The organism is Undibacterium sp. TC4M20W (assembly GCF_049340245.1).
Taxonomy (GTDB): Bacteria; Pseudomonadota; Gammaproteobacteria; order Burkholderiales; family Burkholderiaceae_D; genus Undibacterium.
This window is the reverse complement of sequence record NZ_JBMPPI010000004.1, coordinates 147,739-163,057: the sequence shown is the minus strand read 5'-3', so window position 1 is coordinate 163,057 and position 15,319 is coordinate 147,739. Positions and strand designations below refer to the sequence as shown.

General features: G+C 49.1%; 19 protein-coding genes. 7 read left to right on the top strand and 12 right to left on the bottom strand.

Annotated elements, in window-relative coordinates; genetic code table 11:
- Nucleotides 1-2 precede the first annotated feature (2 nt).
- The 8 genes from ACO0LL_RS06995 to ACO0LL_RS06960 all read right to left on the bottom strand — a co-directional run bounded on the left by ACO0LL_RS06995 (nt 3) and on the right by ACO0LL_RS06960 (nt 4,472).
- On the bottom strand, nt 3-728 hold the full coding sequence (locus ACO0LL_RS06995) for a DotI/IcmL/TraM family protein (protein ID WP_422950166.1): 726 nt from the start codon (nt 726-728) through the stop codon (nt 3-5).
- A gap of 17 nt (nt 729-745) precedes the next feature.
- Complete coding sequence (locus tag ACO0LL_RS06990; RefSeq protein ID WP_422950165.1) at nt 746-1,078, bottom strand: hypothetical protein; 333 nt, start codon at nt 1,076-1,078, stop codon at nt 746-748.
- 410 nt (nt 1,079-1,488) lie between these two features.
- Nucleotides 1,489-1,923 carry a hypothetical protein gene (locus ACO0LL_RS06985; protein ID WP_422950164.1) on the bottom strand — a complete coding sequence of 145 codons (435 nt, stop codon included), beginning with the start codon at nt 1,921-1,923 and terminating at the stop codon, nt 1,489-1,491.
- 76 nt (nt 1,924-1,999) lie between these two features.
- Nucleotides 2,000-2,395, bottom strand: coding sequence for a hypothetical protein (locus ACO0LL_RS06980; RefSeq protein ID WP_422950163.1), 396 nt, complete (start codon nt 2,393-2,395; stop codon nt 2,000-2,002).
- The gene (locus ACO0LL_RS06975) at nt 2,392-3,042 is read right to left on the bottom strand and encodes a hypothetical protein (protein ID WP_422950162.1); all 651 of its coding nucleotides are present in this window, start codon (nt 3,040-3,042) and stop codon (nt 2,392-2,394) included. Before ACO0LL_RS06975 ends, ACO0LL_RS06980 begins: the two co-directional genes overlap by 4 nt.
- 64 nt (nt 3,043-3,106) lie before the next feature.
- Nucleotides 3,107-3,556, bottom strand: a complete 450-nt coding sequence (locus ACO0LL_RS06970) for a hypothetical protein (RefSeq protein WP_422950161.1) — start codon at nt 3,554-3,556, stop codon at nt 3,107-3,109.
- A gap of 5 nt (nt 3,557-3,561) precedes the next feature.
- Nucleotides 3,562-3,834: a hypothetical protein gene (locus ACO0LL_RS06965; protein ID WP_422950160.1), complete on the bottom strand. Its 273-nt coding sequence runs from the start codon at nt 3,832-3,834 to the stop codon at nt 3,562-3,564.
- Nucleotides 3,835-3,896: 62 nt separating this feature from the next.
- On the bottom strand, nt 3,897-4,472 hold the full coding sequence (locus ACO0LL_RS06960; protein ID WP_422950159.1) for a hypothetical protein: 576 nt from the start codon (nt 4,470-4,472) through the stop codon (nt 3,897-3,899).
- A 165-nt stretch (nt 4,473-4,637) separates the two neighbouring features.
- Here ACO0LL_RS06960 and ACO0LL_RS06955 point away from each other — a divergent pair, with 165 nt between their 5' ends.
- The 3 genes from ACO0LL_RS06955 (at nt 4,638) to ACO0LL_RS06945 (ending at nt 6,625) form a co-directional block, all read left to right on the top strand.
- A complete protein-coding gene (locus ACO0LL_RS06955; RefSeq protein ID WP_422950158.1) occupies nt 4,638-5,012 on the top strand; it encodes a hypothetical protein in 375 nt (124 codons plus the stop codon).
- Nucleotides 5,012-5,488 carry a hypothetical protein gene (locus tag ACO0LL_RS06950; protein ID WP_422950157.1) on the top strand — a complete coding sequence of 159 codons (477 nt, stop codon included), beginning with the start codon at nt 5,012-5,014 and terminating at the stop codon, nt 5,486-5,488. Before ACO0LL_RS06955 ends, ACO0LL_RS06950 begins: the two co-directional genes overlap by 1 nt.
- 126 nt (nt 5,489-5,614) lie before the next feature.
- Nucleotides 5,615-6,625: a hypothetical protein gene (locus tag ACO0LL_RS06945; RefSeq protein ID WP_422950156.1), complete on the top strand. Its 1,011-nt coding sequence runs from the start codon at nt 5,615-5,617 to the stop codon at nt 6,623-6,625.
- A 95-nt stretch (nt 6,626-6,720) separates the two neighbouring features.
- Here ACO0LL_RS06945 and ACO0LL_RS06940 read toward each other — a convergent pair whose 3' ends face one another.
- On the bottom strand, nt 6,721-8,637 hold the full coding sequence (locus ACO0LL_RS06940) for a phosphoethanolamine transferase (RefSeq protein ID WP_422950155.1): 1,917 nt from the start codon (nt 8,635-8,637) through the stop codon (nt 6,721-6,723).
- 54 nt (nt 8,638-8,691) lie between these two features.
- A complete protein-coding gene (locus ACO0LL_RS06935) occupies nt 8,692-9,210 on the bottom strand; it encodes a hypothetical protein (RefSeq protein ID WP_422950154.1) in 519 nt (172 codons plus the stop codon).
- A 158-nt stretch (nt 9,211-9,368) separates the two neighbouring features.
- Here ACO0LL_RS06935 and ACO0LL_RS06930 point away from each other — a divergent pair, with 158 nt between their 5' ends.
- Nucleotides 9,369-9,626 carry a hypothetical protein gene (locus ACO0LL_RS06930; protein ID WP_162043646.1) on the top strand — a complete coding sequence of 86 codons (258 nt, stop codon included), beginning with the start codon at nt 9,369-9,371 and terminating at the stop codon, nt 9,624-9,626.
- 130 nt (nt 9,627-9,756) lie between these two features.
- Entirely contained in the window at nt 9,757-10,653 is an 897-nt protein-coding gene (locus ACO0LL_RS06925; protein ID WP_422950153.1) for a hypothetical protein, read from the top strand.
- 58 nt (nt 10,654-10,711) lie between these two features.
- Here ACO0LL_RS06925 and ACO0LL_RS06920 read toward each other — a convergent pair whose 3' ends face one another.
- Entirely contained in the window at nt 10,712-12,727 is a 2,016-nt protein-coding gene (locus tag ACO0LL_RS06920) for an FAD-dependent oxidoreductase (protein ID WP_422950152.1), read from the bottom strand.
- A gap of 157 nt (nt 12,728-12,884) precedes the next feature.
- Between ACO0LL_RS06920 and ACO0LL_RS06915 the strand changes: the two genes are divergently transcribed.
- Nucleotides 12,885-13,427 (top strand): PadR family transcriptional regulator, encoded by a 543-nt coding sequence (locus tag ACO0LL_RS06915; RefSeq protein ID WP_422950151.1) that lies wholly within the window; start codon nt 12,885-12,887, stop codon nt 13,425-13,427.
- A 14-nt stretch (nt 13,428-13,441) separates the two neighbouring features.
- Here the strand turns inward: ACO0LL_RS06915 and ACO0LL_RS06910 are convergent, their stop codons facing one another.
- Complete coding sequence (locus ACO0LL_RS06910) at nt 13,442-14,554, bottom strand: flavodoxin family protein (protein WP_422950150.1); 1,113 nt, start codon at nt 14,552-14,554, stop codon at nt 13,442-13,444.
- Between the two features lie 227 nt (nt 14,555-14,781).
- Between ACO0LL_RS06910 and ACO0LL_RS06905 the strand changes: the two genes are divergently transcribed.
- Nucleotides 14,782-15,231, top strand: coding sequence for an OsmC family protein (locus ACO0LL_RS06905; protein WP_422950149.1), 450 nt, complete (start codon nt 14,782-14,784; stop codon nt 15,229-15,231).
- Nucleotides 15,232-15,319: the final 88 nt, after the last annotated feature.

Sequence of the window (15,319 nt, the reverse complement as noted above, 5' to 3'; positions counted from 1 at the left end):
AATCACCGCTCGAATGTACTGAAGCTATCAATCACCACACCGCGCGGATTCTCCAGTGGAGAAATGGCACGCAGGTTCATCTTGATGATCAGTTTTTGCTTGATAGGGCTTTGTCCGAAAGGTGTGTAGGTCACATCGATCGGCATTTCCACTTTCCACATATAGATACCATTCACTGGTGCCTCACCAGTGATGACGGGGCTGCTGGTAACAACGGCAGAAACCAGCATGGATTTTTCCTTGACGGTCTGCAGCGTGCCAGATTTATCCAGTTGCTCCATATACGCCTGCCAGCCCTCGGCACTGAAATAATCGACATTGCCCTGGAACTGCTTGCGGTAGTTCACGTAGTCATAGGTAAAAATCGAGGTAACAGACTCAGCAGCCCAGGTCAGCAAGGCATTCTTGGAAATCGTGGGACGACTGATGGGACGCAATTCAATAATGCGCCCGTCATTTTCTGCCGCAATATACAAAGGCTTGGGAGGATTACGATAAACATCGTACAAGGCATACGCCAGCAGGATAGTCAGCACCAGCAAGCCTGCGACAATTTTCTGGATAAAGCGATAGCGGTCGAGATAAAACTCGGCGCGAGCCATGTTCAATTCAGGCTGCCCTGTGGTTTCCCTGGTATTGCCGCCTGCATGTGGCGTATCACCAGCATGCACAGGCGGTTTGGTTTCCGCCTTGGCTGGCAATTGTTGTTGAGCTATGGAGCCAGACATCTTGATCCTCTTACACGTTATGGATACGCTGATTCAACATTTGCTGCTGCGCCTGCTGGCGCATTCGCAGCCTTGGCGGCCTTGGCAGACTTTACCTGGCCTACACTGTCAAATTGCCTCAATTTCACCAATAAACCATTGCGCGTGGTGGCATACAAATCACGCTGGGGGAAACTGCTATATACCAGGAACATCCCCACCACCAGGACAATATCCAGACCGACCAGGCCGATCGCCAGGACAGTCATGCGGCGGAAGTTATCTCTATAAAACTCATAGCCATAACGCCTGGTCTTTTTGACCACAGGCTTGGGCGCTGGTTGTACGGATGTTGCAGGATCTTTTTTCATGGAAAAATTTAGAATTCTTCAATTATCTTATCATGTCAATTTATGAAAACAAAGGCCAGATAAGGTTTTTTCGACATTTATTCCAAATTCTACCAGCTTTACAATTAAATTATTAAGACAATGATGGTAAAAAACATCTTGTTTGTAACAAGGCAGTGAAATACTGTCTGTTGGTATCCAAAAAAGGCATTTACGGAGGGAAATATTTCAGAAAAATTACATGAAGCGGGCTGGCATCAACTCCATGCATTGAGGAATAATGGAGGGATGCAGAGGTAATCTTCGTTAGCCATCATGGTTGCACGAGACTTACTGCACATTGCGCGGCGCTACCAGCCCGTCTGGAACTATTGACACCTGCGCAGCCACTCCGGCAATTACTATGGTCACTACTGTGGCAACATCGGCAGCTACTCCTGCAGCATTTCCCTGATCATTGCAAGACGATTCAAATACACGGCCTCGCCATTGGAATCATCAGATACCGCTGGGGCAAAATATTCATCTTTCATCTTGTCGAACAGGGTCTCCTGCACGGCCCTGACCGCCTTGTCTTCTGCGACAAAGGGCAGCAGCGGCAAAGCCCGCCCGAAAGGGAAATTGGTTGCACAGCGATTCAATACCTGTATGACGCCATACAAGGCTTCCAGCGCTGCGGCCAGCTTTGCACCGCCATCTGCAGGCAAATCTGCGGCCATTGCGGGGCTGTTCTGCTGCAAATGTTGAAAGTATTCAGCGGCCAGGCCTGTTGGTGGCTGTATGGACTGGTATAGCAGCAGGGCACGTTCCACATGAGGTTTGTGCAGATTGTGCAGAGCTTCGACTAATTGATCTATCAATGGCATGGCATGTATTCCAGAGGATATACTTTGCAGTATCTGATTGGGGGTAGCTGATTGGGGGTAGCTTATTTAAGATAAATTACTCAGTCAGATTCACATTACAGGTTTTCTTTTTTCCACCCTGCGCCTTGGCTGCCTGATAGCGGCTGTTGGCAGCCTGCCTGGATACATCCATCAGTGATTCTTTCATTTTCTCCACATCAAATTCTCGTGCAGGTGCGGGCTGAGTGCTGCCAATAACCATTTTTCCATCCTTGTTTTGCAGCACATCACTACCCGTAGTTTTGCTACTGACAGGCGCACCATCGCAACTCATGATTTGCGGTTTTACCGTTGCTGATTTGGATTTCCCCAACAAATCCACATTGACCAGCTTGATGCCACGCTCGGCAGCCAGCTCTTCACTCAAGGAACCACCCGCAAAGCATGATTGCGCGACAGTTGCGAAACAAACCAGGAGGTATAAATTTTTCACAAGCCCTTCTCCAACATTTTGACTTCATACGAAGGATCAATGATTTCACTACATTGCTTGATCACTGCCAGATATACCGGCTCATTTCTTTGCGCTTGTGCCTCAGCGATCAGGAAGAAGTTTTTTGACTCGCTGATGGATGACTTGAATCTGATATTGCGACCAGACGGGCTGATTTTCTGCCCGGATCCCAACAGGTGGTACTTGAACATGCCAAACACATCCACCTCCATTTTTCCTGCATCCAGCTGCATGGGCCTGACGACAAAGCTGACGTCTTCAAATAAGACCTGCTCGGCTATAGCCCCACTCTTCTTGAAGGCTACGGAAAAATATTTTCCCAGTATGAATTCGTAATTCGCCGATACAGCATATTGCTGCAAACGGTTGACATTCATTCTGGCAAAGTCATTGTCGAATTCATCAAATTGCGATGAAAACGCATAGAAAGAATAAGGACCACTGATTTTTTTCTCACACTTGTGAGCAACACCGCAAACCTGCCGCGCCACCTCACTACCGGCAGGAAGACGATAAATGGCAAGTTCATATTCGTTATGGTGCTGGGGTACCTTACCTGGCAAACTGGTTCTTGGCTTAGGCTCGGACTTTACCCCGGCAACCGGTGCTGCCAGCGCTGGCCACATGAGTGCAAGTGCACAAATGCCCAAGGAAATAGGTAGGCGCAACAAAGCTTGGTCCCGTCCGTATTTAGCGATTGCGCCGGAACAGGCGGACAATACCCTGACGCACAGCCTGCCCTGCTGTTACCAGGGCAAGTAAAAACACCATCAGGCAAAAACCATAGAATAACCAGGCCAGATAAGCCTTCAATTGTGGGAACAGGGTATTGGCCAGCAGCCCGGTCAAGAAATATATACTTACCAGTAGCAAATGCAGCCGCCCGGTCGTCAGTGATGGCAAGCGCAAGGCAAAGCACAGGGGCAATAAGAGTAATGCGCAAAAAATAATCAAGCTGAATACGCGCTGCTCAAAATAGATACTGAGCATGCGGGTAAGGCCAATACCAAATAACAGACAAATCATGGCACTGACAGCAAACAATATTTGCATGACACTGCCAGACAGCGTCGCTGGCTTACCGATTGCCGGGTCGGCACTGGTTGTGTCCAGTGTGCCCGATGTACTTATTGTACTCATGGTGCTCATTGTTTACTTTCATCAAGTACTTGCTTCCAGGCCGCAAACCGGGCCAGTTGCTGCATGAAAAAACTACGGTAAAAAAAATACCGTCCCAGCTCATAGAAAATCACACAGACAAAAGCGCCAGGTATCGCCATCGCACCCGCGCCGGTGGCATTCAAGGCGGTTACCAGCAAAGCAAAAACAGCGATGGCACTGAGCAAGCACAAGACCAGCAAAAACAGGGTCGTTGCCAGCCTACGTAATTTCTTGCGCAAAAATGGTTGATAGATCATCGCTTAATTGCCTATATTTTTTTGCTGATGGTTGACAGAACGTTCGCAGAGTCTGGCCTGCATCATCTTTTCGGCAAGGCATTAGGGGAGACGAATTCTGTCTTTTCTTTCAGCTTCGGTGCTACGCCGTCATCAATGCAGATGCTGCGGAATATAAAGCCCTGTGGTCTGCTGTCTTCATACGACTTTAACTCAGCAGGCTGCAACAAATCCTTGCGCTGAAAATCCATAAGGTTTTTCTTGGCATAGGCATAGAGCGCCTTATAGTCAGATACCTCGTACTTGGACGCATTCAACTGATCATAGGCGGTGAAAAAATTACCCTGTACAGCTGTCGCGTCTTTGACGCACTCTTCCATTTGCTTTTTACGAATGGCAAAAAGCTCTTTTTGCTTTTCATTAAATGGTTCCAGACTGACATTGATTTCCAGCTCCTTGAGCTTGATTTGCCTGTCACTGGCAAAATGTCTGACAAACATCAGGTCAGTCGCGAGTACAATCAAGCGTTGCGAGCGTGCGTCATCAAGCGGCTCCCGAATTTCAGGAATTGGAATTTTTTTCTTATCTTGAGCATGGGCAATATTACAAACATTTCCAAATACCAAAGTGGCTAACAAAGACAGAGCGAGTTTATTCATTGACTTAACCGAATTTTAAAAAATACATACCCAGCAATAGTTTTTCATCGTATCTGAGTAATTTTCAGGGTTTTGCATGGCGCATCAAAATTGACACTTCCAGGCACAATTGCTAGCATTCGATGAGAAAAGTTTTTTTACCTTCATTTTTATAAAGGTATTTTGATGAGCTTAACAAATATTGCGGAAAAATACGAGAATGAAACCGAAAATTCTGTATTACCCGCATGGAAAAAAGAGTTTTTCCAGACCCTGAGCAAGAATCCTGCCGTAAAAACCATCTTTTTGCGCCTGGAAACCCAATATGTGCAAAAAAAGCAAGTTCACCACAGTCTGGTTCCTACCATTGCCTGGAAAGTGGAATTACCGTGCTTTCAGAGTAATTCTCCAGCGCAACTCGCCGAATTGCGGCGGGAACTGGTAGCTACGCTGAAGGTGAATGGTGTTCAGGTTGTCCACAAGACAGACGAATGGATGCGTCACCTCAAAGCCCATCATGAGGTAGGCATGTCTTATGCAAGACTGTGTGGCGTAGCCTGATGAAGAAGTTAATATGTGCGCTGACGGCCACGGTCTTGCTGGCCTCCTGCGGGAAAGTCTCTACGCCAGCAGCCAGCGAAGGCATAGCCTCGCCCAACATGAAGGTGCCCCTGAGTCTGTTGCAACTGGAAATGGCCTGTGAAGACGTGGCGTCCATCATCATGGTGTCCATGTCCAACCGGCTCAGAAACGTTGATGTGTACAAAACCCGTAGTTTTGCCCGTTCAGTTGCCGACTCTTTCGATACCCGCTTCCCGGAATTGCCTGCCGATATACGCCTGCAAACCCGGCGCATTTACATGCAGACAGTCAGTGATCAATATCTGGCTGAACAGGCCGTCATACAACAACAGGTAGAAACCTTCCGGCAGTATGGTGAAAATCAATTCAGGGATGGCGCGATCAAAGCTTGCAAACACGGCCTGGCGAATATCCCTCAGGGCGAGGCTTTGCCAGTATTGCAGTTAAGGAAATAAGACACTTTTGTTATCTTTGTTGATACAGCAAATGCCCGGGACAGCATGTATCATCTTTGTTTGCCTGCTGTACAGCAGGCCAGTTCGCTATACGCAATCAATACGCACTCCCTCAGAAAAATAAAAATGAATACCCCGAACACGGTTAAATCAAAAATAAACAACATCCTCAATGAATTACCCCGTTTTGGCAGTTATGCGTTTGCTGACCTTGCTGCTGAAAAAGAGAGAATACGTGCCATCCTCTCCAAAATCCTGGAAAAACGGGAAGAAGAGCCACAACTGAGCGGCTTTGAAGAAAAAATACTGGCAAAGGCACTTAATGTCTATGAGCCTTATGTTGATGCCGCCATACAGCGCAAGCAGACCGGTGAAATCATTATCCGCCCACTGCACACGATCGCCTCGATACAGCCGGAACAGATAGAGACAGGAGCGGGTGAAAAACTGTGGATCAAGTCTGTGCTCAAGACACGCTATGCGCTGAGCATGCCAGATGACCTGATACTCAAGCTCGAAAGCGTGCGCGACTGTAATTTTCGCATCCGCATGGAAGAAGGCTTTACCAATCCTGATTTGCCAGACCTGAACGGACTGGCACACTCAGAACAATTCAGCCTGCTGCCTGAAGGCTATCTGAGCCGCGATGAAGATGGTGTGCCTTTACTGTATGCGACCGCCAGAAGCACCGTGCCTTTATCTCTGGATATGCAGAACGTCGTCAAGATCGAATTCGCCAACCGCAACCATGGCGGAGAATTGTGGCGTCACCCACGCTACCAGTTAAATGATGGCTGCTTTACCAGCCTCGACAGACAAGGATTTTTACTGCGCTCAAGGCTGATGGCACATATCTCGAAATCTCAACAGCGTTATGAACTCAAGCTATATGACCAGGGAAAACTGATTGCCGAGTCACGCAATTTTCAGACCAGGCATGCAAGACATGCGCTTGCCGAAAACGAAAACCTGCTCAGTAATGCCACGCTGAAAGAAGCCATACTGAAACTGACACCCGGACCAGGCGACTTGCCCGAGGAAGGTTTTCTGGAAAAATTTGATGCCACGCAAAAGGATTGGTTTGCGTCAGCACGTGCAAAAGAACTGGCTCAGATAGGTATGGATTTAAGCGCCTGAAGCCTGGGGCCTGGCCTGCAACTGACAATGCAGGCTGCTTCAATATCAAATCAGCCTGCCAGAGAGACAGGTGCAACTTTATTTCTGAAGCCTGATCAATCTTTGACTTGCAGCATGCCGCAGGCCCCGTCTTTTTTACTGGCCGTATTGAAGTCCAGCTCTGTGTTTTGTATGCTCATCACCATTCTTGCCGACCTGACCTGATATTCCCTGACCAGGCTATGCTCGGCAGGGAAGTTTGCAAAACTGATGCCCGCCATGTCCAGCAAAGTGGCAAAATTGGCGCTGGTCATACTTGCCTTTTCCTGGTTCTTCAAGAGATTTTGCCACTTCGCGGCATGCTGTTCACGATATGCCTGATTGCTCCAGACAAAATAAGGCACGCGCAAATTCTCTTCATTCAAGACGCCATGGCCTATGAATTTGCATGCATTGGTGGGTAATGATTCGCCATGGTCCGAGCCATAGATCATGGCGGCATTACCCGGCAACAAAGCCAGTGCCTGCATGATTTCACCGAGTACATGATCGGTATATCGTATGCTGTTGTCGTAGGCATTCGAAGTCGCCTGCATGTCATCGATTTGTTGTGCACCTGCCTTGCCTGCACTGCTGACAGGATATTTCTCAAATGCCCTGGGGTACCTGGCAGAATAAACTGCATGGCTGCCCATGGTGTGCAAGACGATGAGTTTCTTTGTCGGTTTTTCTTGCAGGATATTTTTGAGCGGTCTCAGCAAGGCATCGTCATACACCAGGCCCAGGGTTTCGTCTGATTCAAAATAGTGCTGCACATCTGCCTCTGCCGCGAACAAGGTCGTGACATTGTTCAAAAAACTTTTCTTCACCTGTGTCGATAAAAAATATGTTTTGAAACCGGCTTCCTTAAAGGCTGAAATCAGGGATTTCTGTCGCGCGCCTTCCTGCATGATGTCGCGCCCGCTCAAATAAATGGGTATTGATCCCATCGTGAATGTGCGTGGGGTAATCATGTCACGCATGCTAACCAGTTCGCCGTTTTGCCTGGCTTTGAGCAGATTGGGAGAGGTGTCGCGTTCATAGCCATTCACAGTCCAGCGGTCAAACCTGGCTGTCTCGCCCAATACCAATACATAGGTTTCTTGCGTACCTGTGCTTGCTGCTGCAGTTACCGGTGCGGCGACCGTCGCACCAAAGCGGAACTGGCTCAGTTTCTGCTCCATGCCGCGCATGATTTTTTCTTCGCGCCAGAACATCCATAACCTGACAGGCAAACCGTAAGGATAGGTATCCTTCACGGTAGAAAGCAAAGGCGGCAGATTGCCAACACCAAACAGTTTTTCTTTACCATCTTCGCTGATGGTCGGATAGCGGTTGGCATTTTTCTCTTTGAGGTAAGTACTTGCACTCATGGCACCGATGTACCAGCCATATCCGGCGATGCAGAGCAGGCAAAGAATCATGAAGCCACCAGGTTGATAAGCGCTGCGCCGGGCAAAATAGATGGCCAGTACTGTGCTGATTGCGCATAGCAAAAGCCACAGCATGACGGCCTGTATATGTTCCAGCAAATAATGGAAGGATTCGCTGCTGTCGCTAGTCGTGAGTATGGAATACAGGCTGGAGCCGGATACACCGCCAAACTCATAGGCAACATAAGCTTCGGCACCGGCAAGTATGGCCAGCAAGGCTGTCAGCAGCCTGAACACCCATGACTTTTTCCATAACTGAAAAAAAAGAAAGGAAACCGGTAATACAAACAGGATGATCTTGCCACCGTACAGAGGCAGTGCCGCTGCTTTGGCAACGACGATACCATTGGCGATGGCAAACGGTATCAGCAAGGAAAAGAAAGACAGCAACTCATGAGACAGCCCGGTTTTAAGCTGATGCTTATCTTGACGTTGTTGCTGGCTTGGTTGCTGGCTTGGTTGCTGGCTTGGTTGCTGGCTTGGTTGCTGGCTTGGTTGCTGGCTTGGTTGTTGATTTTGCTGCTGATGCTGTGACTGTTCCATGCTGGCAGAAGTATTCATTGATTCTTGCAAGCGGGTACGGTGCACCAGCTATGACTCTATGATTGTTGCTGGTTATTGTGGTTTGGCAGCCGCAGGAGCAAGCATGCGCAGACGCATGACTGAGTTTTCATTCTTGAATTCAATACCATCCTGCGTCCAGGCACTAATTACACTGCGTGCCTTGTCCGACATCAGGCCAGTGTGTCCCTGTAAATTCTCGAAATAAATCACATTGCCTTTGATTCTATAGACGCCGGACAATTGCTTACTCACATCTGGTGTAGTTTTGGCCCAGTCTTTTTTTGCTGCATATGAAGACACACTGAATTGAAAGCTGCGGTTCTCTGCCAGACTCATTTTATATTCCAGCACCTGCTGTCTGGATTCAACTACATTGACGAAAGTGCCTGGAATTATTTTTGCATCCGGCAATTTTTCTGCATTTTCCACCATCACGGCATATTCCGGCGTCTCTTTCAGAGGAGTATTGCCAACCGCATCAAGCTGATTTTTATTGCCCAAAAATTCAACAAGCAAGGCAACGCCTGCGACCAATACTGCTACCAGGATAAACTTGTTGATCAGCCGCATGAAATTCTCTTTCCATTTATTAGCTAATGAAAGTAAAATTTCATCAGCATTGACGATAAAGGCAATGTTATCATTAGCTGACAAAAACTGGTCGAAAAACCGTCGCTTCAGTTTTTTTTGTGAACTCCAGACTGTATTGCACCAGAGAATCCGGGATTATGAACACCATACTTGTCGCCTTGCTGGCCAATATGATAGGCAATGAAATGCTGGCACCCAATCAGCCGCGGCCCAATGGCCTGCCGATACTGTACCGCTGTGAAGTGTATCCGCAGGCGAAAATCAATCCAGAAAATTTTGACATGGTGGTCACCCAGGGCCTGCGTAATTGCGTGGCCATGCGTGAAATGACTTTTCCCGAATATCTGGACTGGCGTGACGAGCAGGCAAAGAAAAAACCGGCTGCGCCAACTTAGGCTCAGCTTAAGCTCTGCATTGGCTTGATTTAATTGTTAGCAAGCCGGGTTACGCATACAATGCAAGAAGTCTTTCTGTATAACAACAAATTATCCATCATCAGACATTTCATTAAAAAGGTCACTATTCGTGCTTTCTGAACATCTGAATGCCAGCATCTTTTCTGAAACAGAGATTAAAAAGCACTGTGCACGAATTATTATCGATGGCTATGCCATAGAAGCCAACGACGGTGTGGTACCGACTGTTGCTGAATGCCTGCAGGCAGAAAATGGCCTGCGCATCGTCGAGACTTATCTGGCCAGGGGCTATCCTCGCCAGTACTTCAGCCGTTGCGCCCTGCCGCGTGACAGCAATGATTTCTTGCGGGCATTTGCGATTTCAGACCGCTCAAAAATCAGGCTGTATGGCGACATACTGGGATTTTCTGTTTTCTTTGGCAATTTGCCCATCACGGCACTCTTGCTTGAAAGTATGCACGACAGCCTGGGCAAAACCCATTTTGTCATGACAGAAGACAGCAGCCTGATCTCGGATGAAGAACTGAAGGCGCATATCAGCTACGATAATATTGCTGAGTATGCAGCCAATGAAAATGAACGCTGGACCATGCTGGAAGTAGCATTGGCAGCTCCAAATGGCGCCGTACTTGAATTGATAGAGAACCGCCTGAATACCGATACGCAAAAAATCATTTTGCGGCAACAATTGCGGCTGGAGAAAAACAGCCTGCAATCACCATTGTCGAAGATGGTGCGCTATTTTATCGACACCCAACGCATCGATAAAATCGCCATCATAGACCGTTTGCTGAAAGAGATAGGCAGCCCGGTCAGCTTTGCTGAACACTTTAGCGATATTGTATTTGATGCGATACGCAAGCGCTCTTTGCCACCATCCAAGCTGGCCCTGATACCGGGCCTGAACAAGAACATGGCTGACCGTAACCAGAATTCATGGTCATTGTATCTGGATGCATTTATTTCAGACCAGGACCGCCAGGAATACGAAAAGCTGTTTGCCTGACAAGCTACAAAAAACTGGCAGGGAAACCTGCCAGTTTTCATTCCGCCATTATCCACTATTAAATAGTCGCCGCCAGACGGGTGCCCTGGTTAATAGCGCGTTTGGCATCCAGCTCAGCAGCCACATCCGCACCACCAATCAGATGCACAGGCTTGCCAGCGGCTTCCAGCATGGCTTGCAGGTCACGCCTTGGTTCCTGACCAGCGCACAGAATCACATTATCAACTGGCAGCAGCTTTTGTTCGCCACCGATGGTGACATGCAAACCCGCATCGTCTATCTTGTCATAGCTGACACCGGCTATCATTTGTACTTCACGGTTTTTGAGACCTGTGCGGTGTATCCAGCCTGTGGTTTTACCGAGGCCATCACCTACCTTGGAAGTCTTGCGCTGCAAAAGGAAGATCAGACGTTCTGATTTTTCCAGATGCGCAGGACGCAAGCCGCCGACGTTTTTATAGTCGGTATCAATGCCCCATTCTGCATAGAATTTTTCCGGGTCCAGGCTAGGGCTGGTACCGCTATGGCTCAGGTACTCGGCAACGTCGAAACCTATGCCGCCCGCGCCTATGATGGCGACAGATTTACCAACAGGTTTCTTGTCACGCAAGACATCCAGATAACTGAGAACTTTGGCATGTTCCACACCCTCAATAGGAGGAACACGTGGAGTGATGCCCGTCGCCAGCACGACTTCATCAAAGTCTGCCAGGTCCGCCGCATCAACCTTGCTATTAAGCTTGAGCGTGACGCCAGTCAGTTCGATTTGCTTGCCGAAGTAACGCAGGGTTTCATAAAACTCTTCCTTGCCTGGCACTTGCTTGGCGATGTTGAACTGACCACCGATTTCAGAACCGGCATCGAACAAAGTCACGGCATGTCCACGGTTGGCTGCGGTCGTGGCAAAGCTCAGACCAGCAGGGCCAGCACCCACTACGGCGATACGTTTAGCTTTTTCCAGCGGGGCATCAACCAGTTCAGTCTCGTGGCAGGCACGTGGATTAACGAGGCAGGACGTGACCTTGCCGCCAAACGTGTGATCCAGACAGGCCTGGTTGCAACCTATGCAGGTATTGATTTCATCTGCCCTGCCCTGTTCTGCCTTGCGCATGAACAACGGGTCTGCCAGCAATGGGCGCGCCATGGATACCATGTCGCAATAGTCTTCTGCCAGCAATTGCTCGGCAATTTCAGGGGTATTGATACGGTTAGTCGCGATCAGGGGGATATTCACCTGGCCTTTGAGTTTTTTGGTGACCCAGGCAAACGCGGCGCGTGGCACCTTGGTAGCAATGGTAGGAATACGTGCCTCATGCCAGCCTATGCCAGTATTGATAATCGTCGCACCAGCGGCTTCTATGGCTTTTGCCAGTTGCGTGACTTCTTCCAGGGTAGAACCACCGTCAACCAGATCCAGCATGGACAGGCGATAAATGATGATGAAGTTGGTGCCCACCTTCTCGCGTATGCGGCGAACGATTTCTATAGGAAAGCGGATGCGGTTTTCATAAGCACCGCCCCATTCATCGTCACGCTGGTTGGTGCAGGCGGCAATGAATTCATTGAGCAGATAACCTTCCGAGCCCATGACTTCAACACCATCATAGCCTGCTGATTGCGCCAGCGCGGCACAGCGGACGAAGTCAGAAATGGTTTCTTCCACTTCTTCTGTCGTTAATGCATGCGGCTTGAAAGGGTTGATCGGTGCCTTGATCGCGCTAGGTGCGACCAGGGTAGGCTGGTAAGAATAGCGTCCAAAATGCAAAATCTGCATGGCGATCTTGCCACCAGCATCATGCACGGCCTTGGTGACTATCTTATGGTGTTCTGCTTCTGCCTCAGTAGTGAGCATGGCGCCACCATGCATGGGGCGCGCTCTTTCATTCGGGGCGATGCCGCCGGTCACGATGAGACCTACTCCACCACGGGCGCGTTCTGCGTAAAACGCTGCCATGCGCTCAAAGCCATTGTCGACTTCTTCCAGTCCCACGTGCATGGAACCCATTAAGAGGCGATTAGGTAGAGTAGTGAAACCCAGATCGAGTGGCTTTGTCAGGTGAGGATAAAAAGACATGGCGTATTCCTAAATAAAGAGGGGTTCTATCAAGCAACAGTTATTGGGTATATATTTTATGCAACTGAGTGCATAAGAGAATAACGAAACTGCTTTATTTATGCAACCAGTTGCATATAAAATGTCTGAAAACCACACCGATTATTTACTCTAAAACATGTCCCTGCCCCACGCCTTGCTCACCTCGATTGCCGAAAAGCCATGCTCAGGCTATGACCTGGCGCGGCGTTTTGACAAGTCCATAGGCTATTTCTGGCATGCAACACATCAGCAAATCTACCGGGAACTGGGGCGCATGGAAGCCCAGGGTTGGGTCATTTCGACGGAAGTAGAAGGGGGCCGTGCAGGAAAAAAACTCATCGCCATCCTGCCCGCAGGCCGGGATGAATTACGGCGCTGGGCCAGTGAGAGCAGTGCGCCGATGAGATTACGTGACGACATGATGGTCAAGTTGCGGGCTGATGCTGCGATAGGCCCGCTGGGTCTGGCAGAAGAATTTGAGCGCCGCCTGCAATTGCATGAGCAAGAGTTACAGACTTACAAAGAAATAGAAAAGCGCGATTTCAGCGAAGCAAAGCTGTCACACGAACAGCAATTGCGCTACCTGATTTTAAAAGCAGGCATTACCTTTGAAGAAAGCCGTGTGCAGTGGACAAAAGAGGCTTTGCGCATCTTGAAGGATGGTGCAGAAGCGAAGTAAGGGATTTCGCTCCCTTATTTAGGCCTTGGCCGTTTCACATCAGCCTGTACCGCCTGCAAACGGCCAGCACGCAATTCAGCCACCGCCTTGGCGACAGCAATCGCCACATTGCGCGACTCCTGCTGGATGGCGACATCTCCATCCAAAGTTTCATGGCTATTCGCGTAGGGTTCGTAATAACCTATGTACCTTCCCAAGCGTGCCTGCGTACCGGCATCGATAAAACCCATCCAGTCCAGCCAGTCTGTTAATGCACGACGCGAGTCATCGACGCCGGTCACATCACCATGCACGATCAAGCCATAGGCACGGCCTGCCAGATGCTGGGGATAATTCCAGCCGGCCATTTCCAGCTCCTTGGCTTTAGCGGCTTTTTTACCTGAAGTAGAAGTCGGATCAGGGTTGCCACCATCTGCACAGACCAGGCGGTCTATCATCAGCTTCAAGGGACTGGGGCTTTGATACCAATAGACCGGGGTGATGATGATGACGGCATGGGCGGCAGTCCAGCGTTCATAGATTTCTGCCATCCAGTCATTGGTCTGGTTCAGTGCATGATTGGGGTAGCAGCTACAAGGCCAATGACACAAGGGCATGGCAGTCGAGGCGCAGCCTTTGCAAGGGAAAATATTGCGGCCATATTCTGAAGTCAGCAAACTCAGGTCGAGTACATCGGGCTGGATATTTGCTTGTTCCAGTTCTTCTTTGGCGATTTGCAGCAGACGAAAGCTCTTGGACATTTCACCGGGGCAGGTGCCATCATTACGTGCAGAAGCGCAGATAAGCAAGACGCGGGATGGTGTCGATGCCTGACTCCACTTTGCTTGCGCGGCTTCCAGACGGTCTTTGGTCGCCTGCCATTCCACTGACAAATCATACTCAGGGTCTGCATAGCCAGGGCCTGCTTTTTGCGTGTGAGGGGCTTTGCGCCCTTCATCATATGCATGCCAGGCAATTTCTTCCAGCCTGGCGATGGCTGATTCTTCTGCACCAAAAGCTGGATCAATAAAACTGGCACGATAGCGCCGTCCAAATTCTTTGCGGCTGAGTTTGGTTTTTGCCTGGCCTAAGCGTATCTGTATCATGGTGTTGGATTCCGGGTGATTTAGCGCAGTCAGGCAACGCATTCAAGCAACGCAGTTAAGCAATTCGGTCAGCATTCAGCAACGATAGCAAATACCATCAATAACCTTCTGTGTGTTAGCGAACAGATGCGTTTGAAGCACAGGCATAGTCTGCATGTAGTTTATCAATTAGCTATAAATCCCAGGTCAGGAACACAGATGCGCGATCTGCTTTTTTGCGCCATGTTGTGTCTGGTCTATTTGAAGCAAACCATAGAAAAGGAATGGCCATGAGCGAAAAAACTGCAAGCGTACATTGGGAAGGTTCAGGCAAAACTGCGGTCGGCAATATCAGCACTGAAACCGGCGCCTTGAAAGATTATCCTTATGGCTTTGCCAGCCGCTTTGAAGATGACAGGCGCGGCAGCAACCCTGAAGAATTGCTGGGTGCGGCCCATGCAGCCTGCTTCACCATGGCGTTTTCATTTGCCTGCGAAAAAGCCGGTTTGAAAACAACTGATGTAGATACCAAGGCCAGCGTCAGGCTCTCCAAACAGGGCGAAGGCTTTGTGATAGACCGTATTGCGCTGACGATGGAAGCCACAGTCGCAGGCATAGATGATGCACAATTCCAGGAAATTGCGGCGAACGCAAAACGTGATTGTCCTCTGTCAAAAGCACTGGCCAGCGTTTCTGAAATAACATTGCAAGCAACACTGCGTGTGGATACCACGCCGTAATCACATAAGCACACCATAAGCACACCGTAATTGCGACGGATAGTTACACAAACGATCGAACTATCCGTCGTTCCCTGGTTCAGTTCAC